Here is a 14,798-nt window from a genome sequence, read left to right on the forward strand (position 1 = left end):
TCTCGATGCGGGTTACCGCTCGCGGACGGCCATCGGAATCTCGTGTTTCGGACGGGCGGTGATCGTCGCCAGTAGATCGAGTTCCTCCGTTCCGGGAACGAGCTCGAGGTGGTAGTTCTGGTAGATCGTCGCGAGGATCAGCCGGGCCTCGAGCATCGCGAACCGATCCCCGATACACCGTCGCGGCCCAGCGGCAAACGGGAAGTACGCGAGTTTCGGTAGCTCGGACTCCATCCTGTCGGTCCAGCGCTCGGGGTGGAAGGCGAGGGGGTCGTCGTACCAGCGGGGATCGCGGTGGACGACCCACTGGTGCATCCGGACCGTCGAGCCCGGCTGGATCTCGTAGCCGTCGATAATGTCGGGCTTAACGGGCTCACGGACGATTCCTGGTACGGGCGGGTAGAGCCGCATCGACTCCTTGACCACCCGCTCGGTGTACGACAAACTGGAAAGGTCGGCCATCGTCGGCGTTTCGCCGTCGAGTTCGGCCTCGAGCTCCTCGACGAGACGGTCCTCGACGGCCGGGTTCCTCGCGAGGAGGTGGGCGGTAAACGTCAGCGAGAGGGCGGTCGTCTCGTGACCGGCCAGCAGCAGCGTCACGACCTCGTCGCGGATCTGCTCGTCCGAGAGCGCGGTTCCGCGCTCGTCGGTTACCTCGAGAAGTTTCGAGATGACGCCCCGGTCAGTGGGGTTCGTTCGTCGGTGCTCGATCAGGGGGTAGATAACGGCGTCGAGCTTCTCGCGTGCACGCCGAATACGCCGCCTGGAGGGTGCCGGTATCCCCGGCGGCAGGACGAGATGCGAGAGGCTCTCGCTGGCGAGCATGAACTCCTCGAGGACGTCGCCGATCGTGTCGACGTGGTCGTCGATATCGACGCCGAACAGCGCCCGGGCGACGATTCGCAGCGTGAGCTTCATCATGTCCTCGTGGAACAGCCGGGTTTGGCCGTCGCGCCAATCCTCGAGTGCGTCTTCAGTGAACGCGGTCATCATCTCGGCGTACTCCTCGATCCGGTCGGGAGCGAACGCGGGCTGGATGAGGTGTCGATTCCGGCGCCAGACGGCGCCTTCACTGTTCAGGATGCCGTTCCCGGTGACCGGTCTGAGGATATGCTGAAACTGCTCGCCCTTGACGTAGTGCTGGTTGTTCCCGACCAGTACCTGTTCGATGTGGTCCGGGTGGTTGAGCTGATAGACCCGGCCCGTGGGTTCCTCCCAGGAGGCGATATCGCCGTACTCGCGGGCAGTTCGGGTCATGAACCCGTACGGGTCGCGAACGAACGCCAGCTGGTTGCCAACCAGTGGAAGCCCGTTGGGCCCGGGCGGCTGTCCGTCGGACGAGGAAGATGTATCGGATCGCACAGGTACGAGTTGCGGTTGGGACTACTCTATTTTATGGGTCGATCCGCTCGAGGAACGCGGTTTTCGTCTCGCTTTTGTCGATCCGACCCCAGGTCCTCGGTATGGACGATCTCGAGACGCTCGCCGAAGCGATTCGAGCCGCCGACACCGCGGCCGTCCTCACGGGTGCCGGCATCTCGGCGCCCTCGGGAATCCCCACATTCCGGGGCGACGACGGCGTCTGGGACCATTTCGACGAGGGGCAGTTCACCTACGGCCGCTTCCGGAGCGACCCGGAGGGGTTCTGGGCGGACCGCCTCGAGCTCCAGGAGGCGATGTTCGGCGGCGAGTACGAGCCCAACGCGGGCCACGAGGCGCTGGCCGCACTCGAGCGCGACGGCTACCTCGACGCGGTCTGTACCCAGAACACGGACGGCCTCCACCGAGACGCGGCGGTCGCCACCCGTGACCACGAGACCGACGAGCCGAACGTCGATGGTGCGGGCTCCGTGCTCGAACTTCACGGCAACGCCCGCCGTGTTCGATGTACCGACTGCGGCCGACGGCGCGAGGGTGAGCCGATCTTCGAGCGGGCCGCCGACGGCGACCTCCCGCCGACCTGCGACTGTGGCGGCGTCTTCAAGCCCGACGTCGTGCTCTTCGGTGAACGGCTTCCGGGTGCCGTCATCCAGCGCGCACAGTCGCTGGCCCGCGAGAGCGACGCCTTCCTGGCGATCGGCTCCTCGCTGGTCGTCGAGCCCGCTGCCTCGCTGCCTCGTCAGGCGGCCTCGAGCGGCGCGACGGTCGGCATCGTCAACCTCGAGTCGACCCCGTGTGACGAGGCGGCCGACGTGGTCCGCCGCGGGGACGTGACCGAGGTACTCCCGCGGCTGCAGGAGCTCGTCGACGCCTGATCTCGGTCGTCGACGAACGGGATCGACGCCGCTGCTCGAGGGGGAGCTCCGTTACGAGGCGTCGTACTCCTCACCGAGGTCCTCGTAGATCTCCGGATCGGTCCGGAACTTGAGCACGTTGTGGACCGCCGAGTTGCGGACGTTGGCGATGACGTCGCCGTACTCGGTGTAACAGTCGTGGATCCACCGGGAGACCTGCTCGCGGTTCCGGAACATCATCACCGTCTTCCACTGGTACTCCCCGTCCGAGAGGAAGAAAAAGAGGGTGTGTTTGTCCTCGCGAATGTGCTCCATCGCCTCGCGCCAGCCGTCGGCGAAGCCGTCGGTGTTGAACTTGAACTCGAACAGCGCGAAGATGTAGTACTCTTCGTTGGGGATGATCGCCTCCCGGAAGACGCCCTCGTTTCGCATCCTGCGGATCGACTCGCTGACGGTCACGTGAGAGACGTCGATATCGTAGTCGGTCTCGAGCACCTCTGTTAGCTCCCGCGAGGAGAGCTGCGGGTCCTCTGAAAGTTCACAGAGGATCGCGATGTCACGGTCCTTGAACTCCCAGTTCGGGGGGTCGTCGCTCATGATTTCTACTAACGCGGTTTCCACTGTTTACATGTTCGGTTCGCGCAACGCCTTGGAGTAGCGATCGAGTCGACCGTTCGGCCACCCGCTCGACCCGCCGCGAAAGCCGCGACCGTTTCCACTGTTAACCGCCGCCGGTGAGGAAAGCCACTGGCGTTCCTCAGTTCTCCGTCGAGAGCCGCCCGAGCGACTCCTCACCGATCTCCTCGAGCACGCGCTCGTGGAACGCCTGCAGGGCCGCGCTCTCGTCTTCGGCGAGGACGACGTCGCTCGCCGAGAGGGTCGCCAGCCCGAACGCCCGCGGCGTCGGCGAGTCAAGCAGCTGGCGCTCGACCGCCAGCTCGTCCGAGTCGATCGCCGCGACGATCCCCTCGATCTCGGCGACGTTGAGCTTGTCCTCCAGAATTTCGCGGTAGGTCTCCTCGATCACCGCGAACCCCTCGAGATCCTGTGCGAACCCGAGCAACATCTCGCTCGAGACCTGCTGTTCGCTGGCCGATTTCTCGTAGCCCTTGTACCGTTTGAGGATCATCAGCGCCCGCGTGGCGTTGATCCGGAAGTACCGCTGCAGGAGGTCGGTTCCGGAGAGGGCAGCGCGCAGGTCCTCGCGGACGGTCCCGGGATCGAGGTCGTCGAGGATCCCCTCGAGGTCGATCTTGCGGTTCAGCGGCATCGAGAGGGCGAAGCCGTTGTCGGCGACGGCGACCTTGACGTTCGCCGTCGCCTCCTGTGCGCAGTGGTAGGCCAGCAGCCGGGAGAGGCCGTCGTTGACCCTCCGCCCGTAGTTCGAGTGAACGTAGTAGCGGCGTTCGTACTCGTTGCGGTCGCGTTCGACCTCGATCGCGAGTCGCTCGTCCGTGCTGACGCTTTCGACGCCCGCGTACCGCAGCTGGTGGTCGAACAGCCGCGCGATCGCCCGCACGCTGTCGTCGTCGAGCGGGAACCCGCGCAGCCACCCGCGAACGCGCGAGGGACCGCCCGTCTCGTAGTGCTCGAGTAGCTGGCGTTGAAACGCCAGGATCTCGCAACCCAGGTCGTAGGAGAGCGGCAGTCGCTCGGAGTACCACGATGGGACCGTCGGCCGGGCGCTGGTGTGGTCGACGTACACCTTCGACCCTCGGCGGTAGCGGTACTCGAAGTGGTTCCCGCCGAGGACGAAGACGTCGCCCTTCTCCAGGGTGTCGAGGTAGTTTTCGTCCAGCTGGCCGACCCACTCGTCGCTCGCGCGGGTGTGGACGTCGCAGGTGAACGAATCCGGAATGGTGCCGATGTTGGTCATGTAGATCACCCGCGCGAGCCGGCCGCGCTTGCCGATCAGGGGCTCGCCGACGGGGAAGCTCTCGTGGTGGTGTTCCCCCCCGGGCGGATCGTTCTCGTCGCGCCAGATCTTCGCGTAGACGTTCTTCTCCTCGAGGCCCGCGTACTCGGCAGTGAGGTACCGACAGAGCGACTCCCACTCCCCGGCGCCGTACTCCCGGTAGGGGTACGCACGTCGGAGGATCGCTGTCACCTCGCTCTCGGGACGGATCTCGGCGATAGCCATCCCGTAGACCTGCTGGGCGGCGACGTCCTGGGCGTTCGTCGGGATCGACACCGAGTCGACGAACCCGTCCTCGGCCTTCTTCAACATGACCGCACACTCGAGCAGTTCGTCCCGGTCGAGCGCGATCACCCGCCCCGTGACGGTCTGGCCGACGCGGTGGCCCGCCCGCCCGACACGCTGGAGCAGCGCGGCGACCGACTTCGGGGAGCCGACCTGCACCACAAGGTCGACGTGGGGCATGTCGATCCCCAGCTCCAGCGAGGTCGAGGACGTCACCACCTCGAGGTCGCCCGCTTTCAGACGGCCCTCGACGTCCTGGCGGACCTCCTTCGAGAGGCTGCCGTGGTGACAGCCCGAGTTCTCCTCGTCGTAGTCGTCGAAGCGCTCCCGGAGGTTGTGCAGAACTCGCTCGGCGCCCGATCGCGTGTTCGTAAAGACGAGCGTGTTCGTGTGGTTCTGCACGTGCTCGTGGAGCGATTCGTAGAAACGATCCTGGACGACCTCGCGGGGGTTGTGGATGAGGTCGTCGGTCGGCGACTCGAGTTCGATGTCGAACTCGCGGGCGAAGCGCGCGTCGACGATCTCGTACTCCCGGGGAGCGCCCCTCGGCTCTTCCTGTCCGACCAGAAACTCCGCGACCTGCGAGAGCGGGTCGATCGTCGCCGAGCAGCCGATTCGCGTGATCTCGCCTGCGGCCATCGCTTCGAGTCGCTCGAGGCTCACCGAGAGGTGGGTTCCGCGTTTCCCACCCGCCAGCGAGTGTATCTCGTCGACGATGACGTACTCGACCGTGCGAAGCTTCTCGCGAAACTTCGGCGAGTTCAACAAGATTGCGAGGGTTTCGGGCGTGGTGTTCAGGATGTGGGGCGTCTCCTCGAGCATCTTCTGGCGCTCGCTCGAGGGGGTGTCGCCGTGGCGGATGGCGTGGCGGATCTCGCCCGTATCCTCGCTGCTACTCGCGGCTTCACCGCTCGGGTTCCCCGCGGCGCCACGCGCCGCGATCGATTCGATCCCCTCGAGGGGCACCTCGAGGTTGCGGTGGATGTCGTTTGCCAGCGACTTCAGCGGCGAAACGTAGAGGCAGTAGACGGAGTTCTCGAGGCCGTCCTCGTGTTCCCGACTCCGACGGTAGAGTTCGTTGATGATCGCGGTAAACGACGCCATCGTTTTTCCCGAACCTGTCGGAGCACAGACAAGCGTGTTCGTCCCTGCGTCGATTTTCGGGAGCGCTCCCTTCTGGGGTGGCGTGAAGAAGCCGTCGTTCTCGGGAACGAACTCGCCGAACTCCTCGAGCCACCACTCCTGGACGGCGGGCTCGAGCAGCTCGAAGATGTCGCGGTCCTCGATCGTGACGGCGTTCGGGTCGAAGGGCAGCTCCTCGTCGGCGATCGGCAACTCGAGCCCGTCGGTCCCGTCCATCATCCCGACCTGGGGGGCCGCGGTGTAAGAGGGTTTGGCCAGCGGGGCGAAAGTGAAACGACCGTTCGCACGGTCGGCAACCGGGATAGCTGCCTTCACACGCAAGTCGTACGTATATACTCCTGTTCGATGGGAGGAAGAGACGACCCGCGTCGCGTGGCGGCACAGAACGTGCCTCCGACTCGGGGTCCAAGCCCCTCAGGGTTCCGCTCGCGACCGCACGCCGCAGCCGAACTCGAGGGATCGACGGCTCGAGTCTCTTTCACAAGCATGACACGAATCACCCGTCGCACCCTGCTCTGTGGTCTCTCGCTGTCGGCCGGCGTCGGCGCGCTGTCGGCAGTATCACTGAAACGGTCGCGGTCGACGTCGGACGGTGGCTCGACCGACGGACAGGAGTTCGATCCCCGCATCGACGGGTTCGGCTTCGAGAACTACGCGACGCCGCCGGTCCCGCCGGAGCCGACGGAGTTCGTCTCGAGGCGCGAGCTCCGCGAGGAGCTAACGGGCCGGCTCGAGACTCCGCTGGGGACGCGAGCGACCGCCGCCGTGCAGGTCGGTTCGGGACCGCGGCTCGGGACGGTCGTCGACGAACTCTACGCGAACGCCAACCGACTGTTCGGCACGAGGGGGTACTGCTACGGGATGGTCACGGCCGCGCAGTGGTACTCCGAGGAGCCGGCCGCCGTCCCGCTCGAGCGCGACTCCGCCAGCGAGATCGGCCACGTGAACGAACCGCTCGAGGACGACGCGGCCGCGCCGGTTCGGGACGACATCGAGCGCTTCCACCGCCAGCAGTTCCTCGACGCCGAGTCGTGGCTCCGGCGGTGGGCGCTTCTCAGTCCCGACTGGATCGACTACGAAACGCAGGCGCGCGAGCTTCGGGCCGCGATCGACGAGTTCGGATCCGCCGGGATAACGATCTCCGGCGAGGACGTCCTCAACGGTCACTACGTGTTGCTGTACGACTACGACGTGGCCGACGCCGACGTCGTCTTCGCCGTCTACGATCCCAACGACCCGGCCGACCGGTACGTCGCTGACGACCCACCCGTCATCGGGATTCGGACGGACGATCACGAACCGCTGCTCGGATCGTACGTGGGGACGTACGACCGGTTCCTGTTCATCCCGGCCGACAGGGCGATCAGCGCCCGCGGCAGGGTCGATCGGTAGTACTGCGGATCCCCTAGAAGTCGGTGACGACCTCCACGCCGCGCGTCTCGTACTCGGACATCGCCGCCAGTCGATCGGAGACGTCCTCGAGCCCGACCTCCCTCGTGATCAGCGTCGCCGGCTCGAGCCGGCCCGACGCGATCAGCCGAAGCAGTTCGTCGTACCGCGAGGGCGGCATCCCCCGCGAGCCGACGACCGTGACGTCCCAGCGGGTGATCTCGTCCATCGGCAGGGCGACCTCACCGCGCTCGGCGTCGGTGGTGAGCCCGACCTGGACGTGGGTACCACGGGTGCGGAGACAGTCGACGCTGTTCCGACAGGTCTCGGCGCGGCCGAGCGCGTCGACGGAGACGTGGGCGCCCCCGTCCGTCGCGGACTCGATCTCGGCCGGGACGTCGACGCCGTCGCCCGCGGTCACCGTCATGTCGGCGCCCAGCTCGGTCGCCAGCTCGAGGGGGTCCTCGCGGATGTCGACCGCCGCGACGTTGGCCCCGAGCGCGCCCGCGATCTGGACGGCTGCGAGGCCGAGCCCGCCGCAGCCGTGGACGGCGACCCAGTCGCCGGCCGCGAGATCGGCGCGGTGGGCCAGCGCGTGGAAGGCCGTGACGTACCGACAGCCGAGCGCGGCCGCCTCGACCGTCGAGACGCTGTCGGGAAGCGCCACGGCGTTGAAGTCGGCGTGGGGAACGCCGACCTGCTCGGCGAACGCGCCGGGGACCGTCTCCTCGAACCCCAGGGCATAGCCGTCCTCGCAGACGTTGCCGTGGCCGTTTCGACACTGGGGGCAGGAGCCCTCGCCGAGGTTGAAGGGGATCGCGACGCGGTCGCCGGGCTCGAATCGACTCACGCGGTCGCCGACGCGGGCGACGGTTCCGGCGGGTTCGTGGCCCAGTATCTGTCCGACCGGTACCTGGTCGTCGGCCCACTCGCCGTGGCCCTGCCAGGCGTGCCAGTCGCTCCGGCAGATTCCGCAGGCCTCGACGTCGACGACGACGCCGTGGGGTTCGAGCTCCGGATCCTCGACCGACTCGATCGACAGGGGCTCGCCGTAGGCCTCGAGTACTGCAGCGCGCATACCGGGGCGTCCGCGAGCGGACGAGTAATCACTGACGGATGCGGCGACCGAGAGCCAGCCTTATCGGGTGTGCGGTCCCAGAGTCGGACATGCGCGTCACCTTTCTCGGCACGGGCAGCGCGATGCCCGCCGGCGAACGCTTCCAGACCGGGATCCTCGTTCAGGACGAGGGCCGAACGCTGCTGGTCGACTGCGGCTCCGGTATCCTCCACCGGCTCCAGCAGTCCGGCGTCGGCTACGAGGCCATCTCGACGGTCCTGTTGACTCACCACCACCTCGACCACGTCGCCGACCTACTGCCGCTGATGAAGGCCCGCTGGCTCGCCGGCGAGGAACACCTTGAGGTCGTCGGTCCGCAGGGCACCAAGTCGCTCGTCGACGGTCTGCTCGAGGTCCACGAGTACATGCAGGACAAACTCGAGTTGCAGATCCGAGAGGTCCACCCCGGCGAGTTTTCGGTCGCGGGGTTCGACGTCTCCGCCTACGAGACGCGTCACTCGCTGCCGTGTCTGGCCTACCGGTTCGACGACCGCTTTACGTTCAGCGGCGACAGCGAGGCGTTCGCGGGGCTGGCGAACTTCGCGGAGGGATCCGCGATTCTGGCCCACGACTGTTCGTTTCCCGACGACGTCGACGTCTCGAACCACCCGACGCCCGAAACGCTCGGGCGCGAACTGGCCGGCCGGGAGATCGGTCGGGTCTATCTGACCCACCTCTATCCCCACACGGAGGGCCGACACGAGGAGATGCTCGAGTCGATCGGCGCCCACTACGACGGCGACGTTCGCTTCGCCGAGGACCTGACGACCGTCTCGATCGAGTAGCTCTCGGCGCAGACTCCGTTCTCTCAGCCCCTCGATTCGACTAGCAACGGCGATACCGCCCGCGGGTTAGGAGATGCGAACAAGTATATGCGGCGAGTTTGTAGGATCGTAACAACAGAATGTCCCTCCCAATCCGATCCACCCGTACGCCCGAGGTGAGCGGATGAGCCTTCCGTATCGGCTCTCGGAACTGATCACGTCGTACTCCAAGATCGTCATCGTCGCGTTACTGTTGACTACGGCGCTCGTCGGCGCAGGAATGCCGATGGTCGACGACGACTCCTCGCTCGACCAGTTCGAGGGCGAGTCCGAGGAAGCCGAAGCCCTCGAGGAGATGGACGACAACTTCGCCGCGGAAGGCGATGAGAACACGACCTCGGTCCAGCTGATACACAGAGACGAGGGCGGGAACGTCCTCACGCAGGAATCGCTGATCACCTCGCTCGAGTTCCAACAGGAGATCCGCGATAACGAATCGATCAACGCGACGCTGGCCGACGACGATCCAATCACCGGCGTCGAGAACATCCTCGCGATGACCGCGATCACGAACGAGGAGATCGACGAACTCGAGGAGCGCGGCGACGAACTCGCCGACCGCGAGGCCGAACTCGAGAACCGCAGCAACGTCCTCGAGGAGGGTATCGATGACGTCACCGAGCTCCAGCGCGAGTACGAGGAGGCGTCGGCCGACGGAGACGAGGCCGCGGCCGACGAGATCGACGCCGAGATCGAGGCGGCGATCGACGGGGCGGTCGACGAGGCCGAACTCGACGCCGACCAGGCCGACGAGTACGAGGAGTTCGCCGAGGACGCCCGCGAGGTCGAAACCAACCGCTGGATGCTCGAGCGACAGGCCGAGCTGCCGCCCGAGGAGCTTCCCGAATACCAGGAACTGAACGAGGCCCTCGAGGAGGTCTACACCGGCGCGACGGTGGGCGTACTCGCCGAGGAGTTCGAACAGCTCGAAGAAGACGCCGCCGAACTCGAGGAAGAGCAACAGGAACTCGAGAGCCAGGCCGAAGCGCTCGAACAGCAAGAAGCCGAACTCGAGGCCCAAACTGAGACGCTCCAGTCGGGGCTCGAGGAGGTAATCGAACTCGAGTACCAGTACGAGCTAGCGAGCGCGGCCGGCGACGACGACGAGGCGGCCGCCGCCGAGGCCGAAATCGAGACGGTAACTCAGGAGACGATCGCCGAGGCCGACCTCGACGACGAACAGGCCGCCGAGTACGAGGCCGCCGTCGAGTCGGCCCGCGAGGAGATCACCGTCTCCGAGGAAGACCTCGCCGAACTCGCCGGCGGCGACGCCGCCGAGCTCGAGGCCCAGCAGGCGGAACTCGAGAGTCAGGCCGAAGCGCTCGAACAGCAGGAAGCCGAACTCGAGGCCCAAACTGAGACGCTCCAGTCGGGCCTCGAGGAGGTAATCGAACTCGAGTACCAGTACGAACTGGCGAGTGTGGCCGGCGACGAGGCGGCTGCCGCCGACGCCGAGGCCGAGATCGAGGCGACGATCGACGAGACGGTCGCCGAGGCCGACCTCGACGACGAACAGGCCGCCGAGTACGAGGCCGCCGTCGAGACGGCCTGGGAGGAGATCGACGCGGACGAGATGGACGCGGGAGCCGACGAGCTACAGACGAACGGCGCCGAGCTCGAGGCCCAGCAGGCGGAACTTGAGGAGCGCGGCGACGAACTCGCCGATCGCGAGGCCAAGCTCGAGGAACGTGTCGAGACCCTCGAGGACGGACTCCTCGAGATCGCCGAACTCCGCGCCGAGCTGGCGGCGACCGACGACGAGGCCGCGGCCGAAACGATCGAAGACGAGATCGAGGCGACGATCGCCGAAACGATCGCTGACGCCGACCTGAACGGCCAGCAGGTCGCCGAGTTCGAGGCGCTCGCCGAGACCGATCCCGACGAACTCGAATCCGCCGAGGACGACCTCGAGGCGGACGACGGACTCGAAACGCTCGCCGTCGCAGCCGCGGGCGTCCTCGATGCGGAGTTCGACCAGCTCGAAGACGACGCAGCCGAGCTCGAGGACGATCAGGAGGCCCTCGAGGCCGAGGCCGCCGAGTTTGAGGACGCGGCCGGCGACGACGTCGAGGAACAGCTCGATCCCGCCGACGCGGGGCTCGAACCCGACGAAGACGAACTCGAGGCGGTCTTCACTGCCGCGACGGCAGGCGTTCTCGAGGAGGAGTTCGCCGCGCTCGAGGCCCAGGCCACCGAACTCGAGGAGCAACAGGAGGCCCTCGAGGCCGAGGCCGCCGGGCTCGAGGACGCAGCCGACGCCGACCCCGACGAGTTCGATCCCGCCGAAGCCGGGATCGGACCGGACGAAGACGAGCTCGAGGGGGTCTTCACCGCCGCGACGGCGGGCGTCCTCGACGACGAGATCGCCGAACTCGAGGCCGAGGCCGCTGAACTCGAGGATGGCGGACAGGAACTCGAGGAGGACGGACAGGAACTCGAACAGCGGGAGTCCGCGCTCGACGACCGTGCGACGACGCTTGAGCAAGGTCTCGACGAAGTGCTCGAGCTCCAGCGCGAGTACGAGGAGGCGTCCGAGGCTGGCGACGACGAAACCGCGGCCGAGATCGAAGCCGAGATCGAGGCGACCATCGAGGAAACGGCGACCGAAGCCGAACTCGACGCCGAGCAGACCGACCAGTACACGGAGCTTGCCGAGCAGGCCCGCGAAATCGAGTCCAACCGCTTCGCGATCGAGGAGATGCCGGACGATCCCGAGGAGAGTCCCGAGTACCAGGAGCTCGAGGAGGCCCTCGAGGGGATCTACGCCGGCGCGACGATGGGCGTCCTCGAGGACGAGTACGAGCAGCTCGGCGACGACGCCGAGGCGCTCGAGGAGGCCTGGGACGAGTTCGAGGAGGACGACGAGACGCCGTCGCTCGACGAGCAGATCGAGGCGCTCGAGGACTTAGACGACGAGGAGTTCGAGGACCTCATCGGAGACGTACTGGACGAGGACGACGACGGCAACGAGGGCGCGGCGCTCGGCTTCATGCCCTCGGACTACGAGCCCGGCTCGACCGAGGCCGACGCCCGGATGACGATGGTCACCCAGGAGACCGTCGGCGGCGACATGGAGATGGGCGGCGAGATGGACGCGACCCTCGAGACCCAGCTTGATCTCCGCGAACTCGCGAACCAGCACGAACAGGAGTACGTCATCTTCGGCGCCGGGATCATCACCGACGAGATCGAGAACTCGATGGACGACAGCCTCGCGATCGTCGGTCCGCTGGCGCTACTGTTCGTCGTCGCCGCGCTGGCGGTCGCCTACCGCGACCCCCTCGACATCGCTCTGGGAGTCGTCGGGATCGGCGGCGTACTGATCTGGACGTTCGGCTTCATGGGCTGGGTGGGGATCGCGTTCAACCAGATGATGATCGCCGTTCCCGTGTTGTTGATCGGGCTCTCGATCGACTATGCGATCCACGTCTTCATGCGCCATCGGGAGCAACGCGAGGCGGAAGGGAAGACGAGCACCGTCCGCGGGTCGATGGCGATCGCGCTGGCCGGCGTCGGCGTCGCGCTCGTCTGGGTGACGGCGACGACGGCGATCGGCTTCCTCGCGAATCTCGTGAGTCCGATCGCTCCGATCCAGGAGTTCGGAATCGTCAGTGCGTTCGGAATTGTCGCCGCGCTGATCATATTCGGCGGCCTGATCCCGGCACTGAAAGTCGAGATCGACTCGCTGCTTGAATCCCGTGGCTGGAGCCGGCGCAAGCGCGCGTTCGGGACCCGCGAGGGCGGGTTCACGAGCGCGCTGACGCTCGGCTCGAGCGCGGCCCGGAAGATCCCGGTGATCGTCCTGATCGCGGCCCTTCTGCTCACGGCTGGCGGCGTCTACGGCGCGACCCAGGTCGACACCAGCTTCGAGGAGGAGGACTTCCTCGCGGAGAGTCCGCCCGGCTGGACCGAACACCTGCCGGGGTCGATGGCGCCCGGTGAGTACCAGGCCGCCGACGACCTCGAGTACATCAACGACAACTTCCAGCGCGAGGACACGGAGGCACAGATACTCGTCGAGGGCGGAATAACCGACGACGGGACCTTACAGCAGCTCAACGAGACCCAGGACGAGGCGTCCCAGAGCGACGTCGTCTACACGCTGCCGAACGGCGAGGCGGACGTCCAGGGGCCGCTGTCCGTGATGGAAGACACTGCAGCCGAGAACGAGTCGTTCAACGAGTCGTTCCAGGCTGCCGATACGACCGGTGACGGCGTCCCCGACCGGGACGTCGAGGCGCTGTACGACGAGCTGTTCGAGGTCAACGAGGACGAAGCGAGCACGGTCATCCACCGGACCGCCGACGGTGAGTACGAGTCGGTTCGGCTGATCGTCGCGACCGACGGCGGCGCGAACGTCGGCGACGTCACCACCGAGCTGCGATCGATCGCCGGCGACCTCGACGCCGCCAGCACGGGCGACGAGCGCAACCTCGACGCAGGCGAGGGCGAACTCAACGCCTTCGCCACCGGCGACCCGATCGTCAACTACATCGTCGAACAGGACCTGCTCGAGACGGTCCTGCAAAGTCTGCTGATCACGCTCGTGGCCGTCTTCGCGTTCCTGACGGTCGCGTACAAGCTCACCGGCAACAGCGCGACCCTCGGGGCGGTGACCCTGCTTCCGGTCGCGTTCGCGGTCAGCTGGATCCTGGGGACGATGTACCTGTTCGGGATGCCGTTCAACGTGCTGACGGGGATGATCACCAGCCTCACGATCGGGCTCGGCGTGGCCTACAGCATCCACGTCAGCGCCCGGTACACGCTCGAGTTACAGCGCCAGGGCAACGTCTGGTCGGCGATGCACACAACAGTGACCGGAACCGGGGGCGCGTTGCTGGGCAGCGCCGCGACGACCGTCGGCGGCTTCGGCACCCTCGCCTTCGCGATCCTCCCGGCGCTTCGGCAGTTCGGAATCATCACGGGGATGACGATCATCTACTCGTTCCTCGCGAGCGTGATCGTCCTGCCGACGCTGCTCGTGCTGTGGACGCGGTACTTCGGCCCGGACGTCTCGTTCGACCGCTCGAGGGCGGGAGCCGCGACGCCGGCCGCGAGCGACGGCGGGACCGAGATGGAAACGGACACCGTCTCTGAGAACGCAGGGGAGGACGAACCGTGACCGACGACGAGAGCGAGGCCATCGACGCGTTCGAGCGACTCGGCCTCACGAGCTACGAGGCCAAGGTCTTCATCGCACTTCACCGGCTGGGGTCGGGAACCGCCCGCGACGTCGCGAGCGTCACCGACGTCCCTCGATCGCAGGTGTACAGCGTCGCCGAGAGTCTCGAGGATCGGGGGCTACTCGAGGTCCAGCAGTCGAGCCCGATTCGGTATCGACCGGTCAGCATCGACGAGGCCGAAGAGACGCTTCGAAACCGCTTCGAGCGGGAACGCGATCGAGCCTTCGAGTTCGTCGACTCGGTCAAACAGGAGTCGACGACGGAGGAAACCCAGGAGGACATCTGGACGGTACGGAGCCGCGACCGAGTCGACGACCGCGTCGTCGACCTCCTGTCGCAGGCTGACGAGGAGATCGTCTTCGGGACCCGCCTGACGGAACTCGTTACGTCCGAGATCGAACGGACCCTCGAGGAGCAAGCGACCAACGGCGTCTCGGTCACCGTCATTAGCAGAAACGAGACCGTCCGGGACCGCCTGGGTGCGATCGACGGCATTGTGACAGCCATTCCGCCGGCACACCGCGACGACGATCAGCGTTCGGGCCGAATCGTGATCGCCGATGAGGACAGTATCCTGTTGAGCGTCGTCGACGATGACAGGAGCGAGACGGCGATCTGGAGCGCGGGTTCGCTGTTCGCCTCCGTTCTTATTCAGCTCATCGAGGCGAGCACGGCGACGCCCGAGTCCGAAACGGCATAGCCGTCGCC

9 protein-coding genes are annotated in these 14,798 nt (G+C 66.5%); 5 read left to right on the forward strand and 4 right to left on the reverse strand.

Going from position 1 to position 14,798, the window contains the following annotated elements; genetic code table 11:
- Window positions 1–12 precede the first annotated feature (12 nt).
- Entirely contained in the window at window positions 13–1,362 is a 1,350-nt protein-coding gene (locus QA600_RS06395; RefSeq protein ID WP_278291124.1) for a cytochrome P450, read from the reverse strand.
- 101 nt (window positions 1,363–1,463) lie between these two features.
- On the opposite strand from QA600_RS06395, the gene QA600_RS06400 reads away from it, so the two are divergent.
- Window positions 1,464–2,255: an NAD-dependent deacylase gene (locus QA600_RS06400; protein WP_278291125.1), complete on the forward strand. Its 792-nt coding sequence runs from the start codon at window positions 1,464–1,466 to the stop codon at window positions 2,253–2,255.
- A gap of 51 nt (window positions 2,256–2,306) precedes the next feature.
- Here the strand turns inward: QA600_RS06400 and QA600_RS06405 are convergent, their stop codons facing one another.
- Window positions 2,307–2,831, reverse strand: a complete 525-nt coding sequence (locus QA600_RS06405; protein WP_278291126.1) for a winged helix-turn-helix domain-containing protein — start codon at window positions 2,829–2,831, stop codon at window positions 2,307–2,309.
- Between the two features lie 160 nt (window positions 2,832–2,991).
- Window positions 2,992–5,793, reverse strand: a complete 2,802-nt coding sequence (locus QA600_RS06410; protein WP_278291127.1) for an ATP-dependent helicase — start codon at window positions 5,791–5,793, stop codon at window positions 2,992–2,994.
- A gap of 270 nt (window positions 5,794–6,063) precedes the next feature.
- Here QA600_RS06410 and QA600_RS06415 point away from each other — a divergent pair, with 270 nt between their 5' ends.
- Window positions 6,064–6,969: a hypothetical protein gene (locus tag QA600_RS06415; protein WP_278291128.1), complete on the forward strand. Its 906-nt coding sequence runs from the start codon at window positions 6,064–6,066 to the stop codon at window positions 6,967–6,969.
- 13 nt (window positions 6,970–6,982) lie between these two features.
- On the opposite strand, the gene QA600_RS06420 is transcribed toward QA600_RS06415, so the two are convergent.
- Window positions 6,983–8,044 carry a zinc-dependent alcohol dehydrogenase family protein gene (locus QA600_RS06420; RefSeq protein WP_278291129.1) on the reverse strand — a complete coding sequence of 354 codons (1,062 nt, stop codon included), beginning with the start codon at window positions 8,042–8,044 and terminating at the stop codon, window positions 6,983–6,985.
- An 89-nt stretch (window positions 8,045–8,133) separates the two neighbouring features.
- Between QA600_RS06420 and QA600_RS06425 the strand changes: the two genes are divergently transcribed.
- The 3 genes from QA600_RS06425 (at window position 8,134) to QA600_RS06435 (ending at window position 14,790) form a co-directional block, all read left to right on the forward strand.
- Window positions 8,134–8,868: an MBL fold metallo-hydrolase gene (locus tag QA600_RS06425; RefSeq protein WP_278291130.1), complete on the forward strand. Its 735-nt coding sequence runs from the start codon at window positions 8,134–8,136 to the stop codon at window positions 8,866–8,868.
- A gap of 163 nt (window positions 8,869–9,031) precedes the next feature.
- The gene (locus QA600_RS06430; RefSeq protein WP_345782011.1) at window positions 9,032–14,029 is read left to right on the forward strand and encodes an MMPL family transporter; all 4,998 of its coding nucleotides are present in this window, start codon (window positions 9,032–9,034) and stop codon (window positions 14,027–14,029) included.
- Window positions 14,026–14,790, forward strand: a complete 765-nt coding sequence (locus QA600_RS06435; RefSeq protein WP_278291131.1) for a helix-turn-helix domain-containing protein — start codon at window positions 14,026–14,028, stop codon at window positions 14,788–14,790. Before QA600_RS06430 ends, QA600_RS06435 begins: the two co-directional genes overlap by 4 nt.
- Window positions 14,791–14,798: the final 8 nt, after the last annotated feature.

It is taken from the genome of Natronococcus sp. A-GB1 (genome assembly GCF_029688845.1).
Taxonomy (GTDB): Archaea; Halobacteriota; Halobacteria; order Halobacteriales; family Natrialbaceae; genus Natronococcus.

Excerpts from the sequence above, each read along its gene's own strand:
- QA600_RS06400 (WP_278291125.1), top strand. The coding sequence starts at position 1,464 with ATGGACGATCTCGAGACGCTCGCCGAAGCGATTCGAGCCGCCGACACC.
- QA600_RS06405 (WP_278291126.1), bottom strand. The coding sequence starts at position 2,831 with ATGAGCGACGACCCCCCGAACTGGGAGTTCAAGGACCGTGACATCGCG.
- QA600_RS06410 (WP_278291127.1), bottom strand. The coding sequence starts at position 5,793 with ATGGACGGGACCGACGGGCTCGAGTTGCCGATCGCCGACGAGGAGCTG.
- QA600_RS06415 (WP_278291128.1), top strand. The coding sequence starts at position 6,064 with ATGACACGAATCACCCGTCGCACCCTGCTCTGTGGTCTCTCGCTGTCG.
- QA600_RS06420 (WP_278291129.1), bottom strand. The coding sequence starts at position 8,044 with ATGCGCGCTGCAGTACTCGAGGCCTACGGCGAGCCCCTGTCGATCGAG.
- QA600_RS06425 (WP_278291130.1), top strand. The coding sequence starts at position 8,134 with ATGCGCGTCACCTTTCTCGGCACGGGCAGCGCGATGCCCGCCGGCGAA.
- QA600_RS06430 (WP_345782011.1), top strand. The coding sequence starts at position 9,032 with ATGAGCCTTCCGTATCGGCTCTCGGAACTGATCACGTCGTACTCCAAG.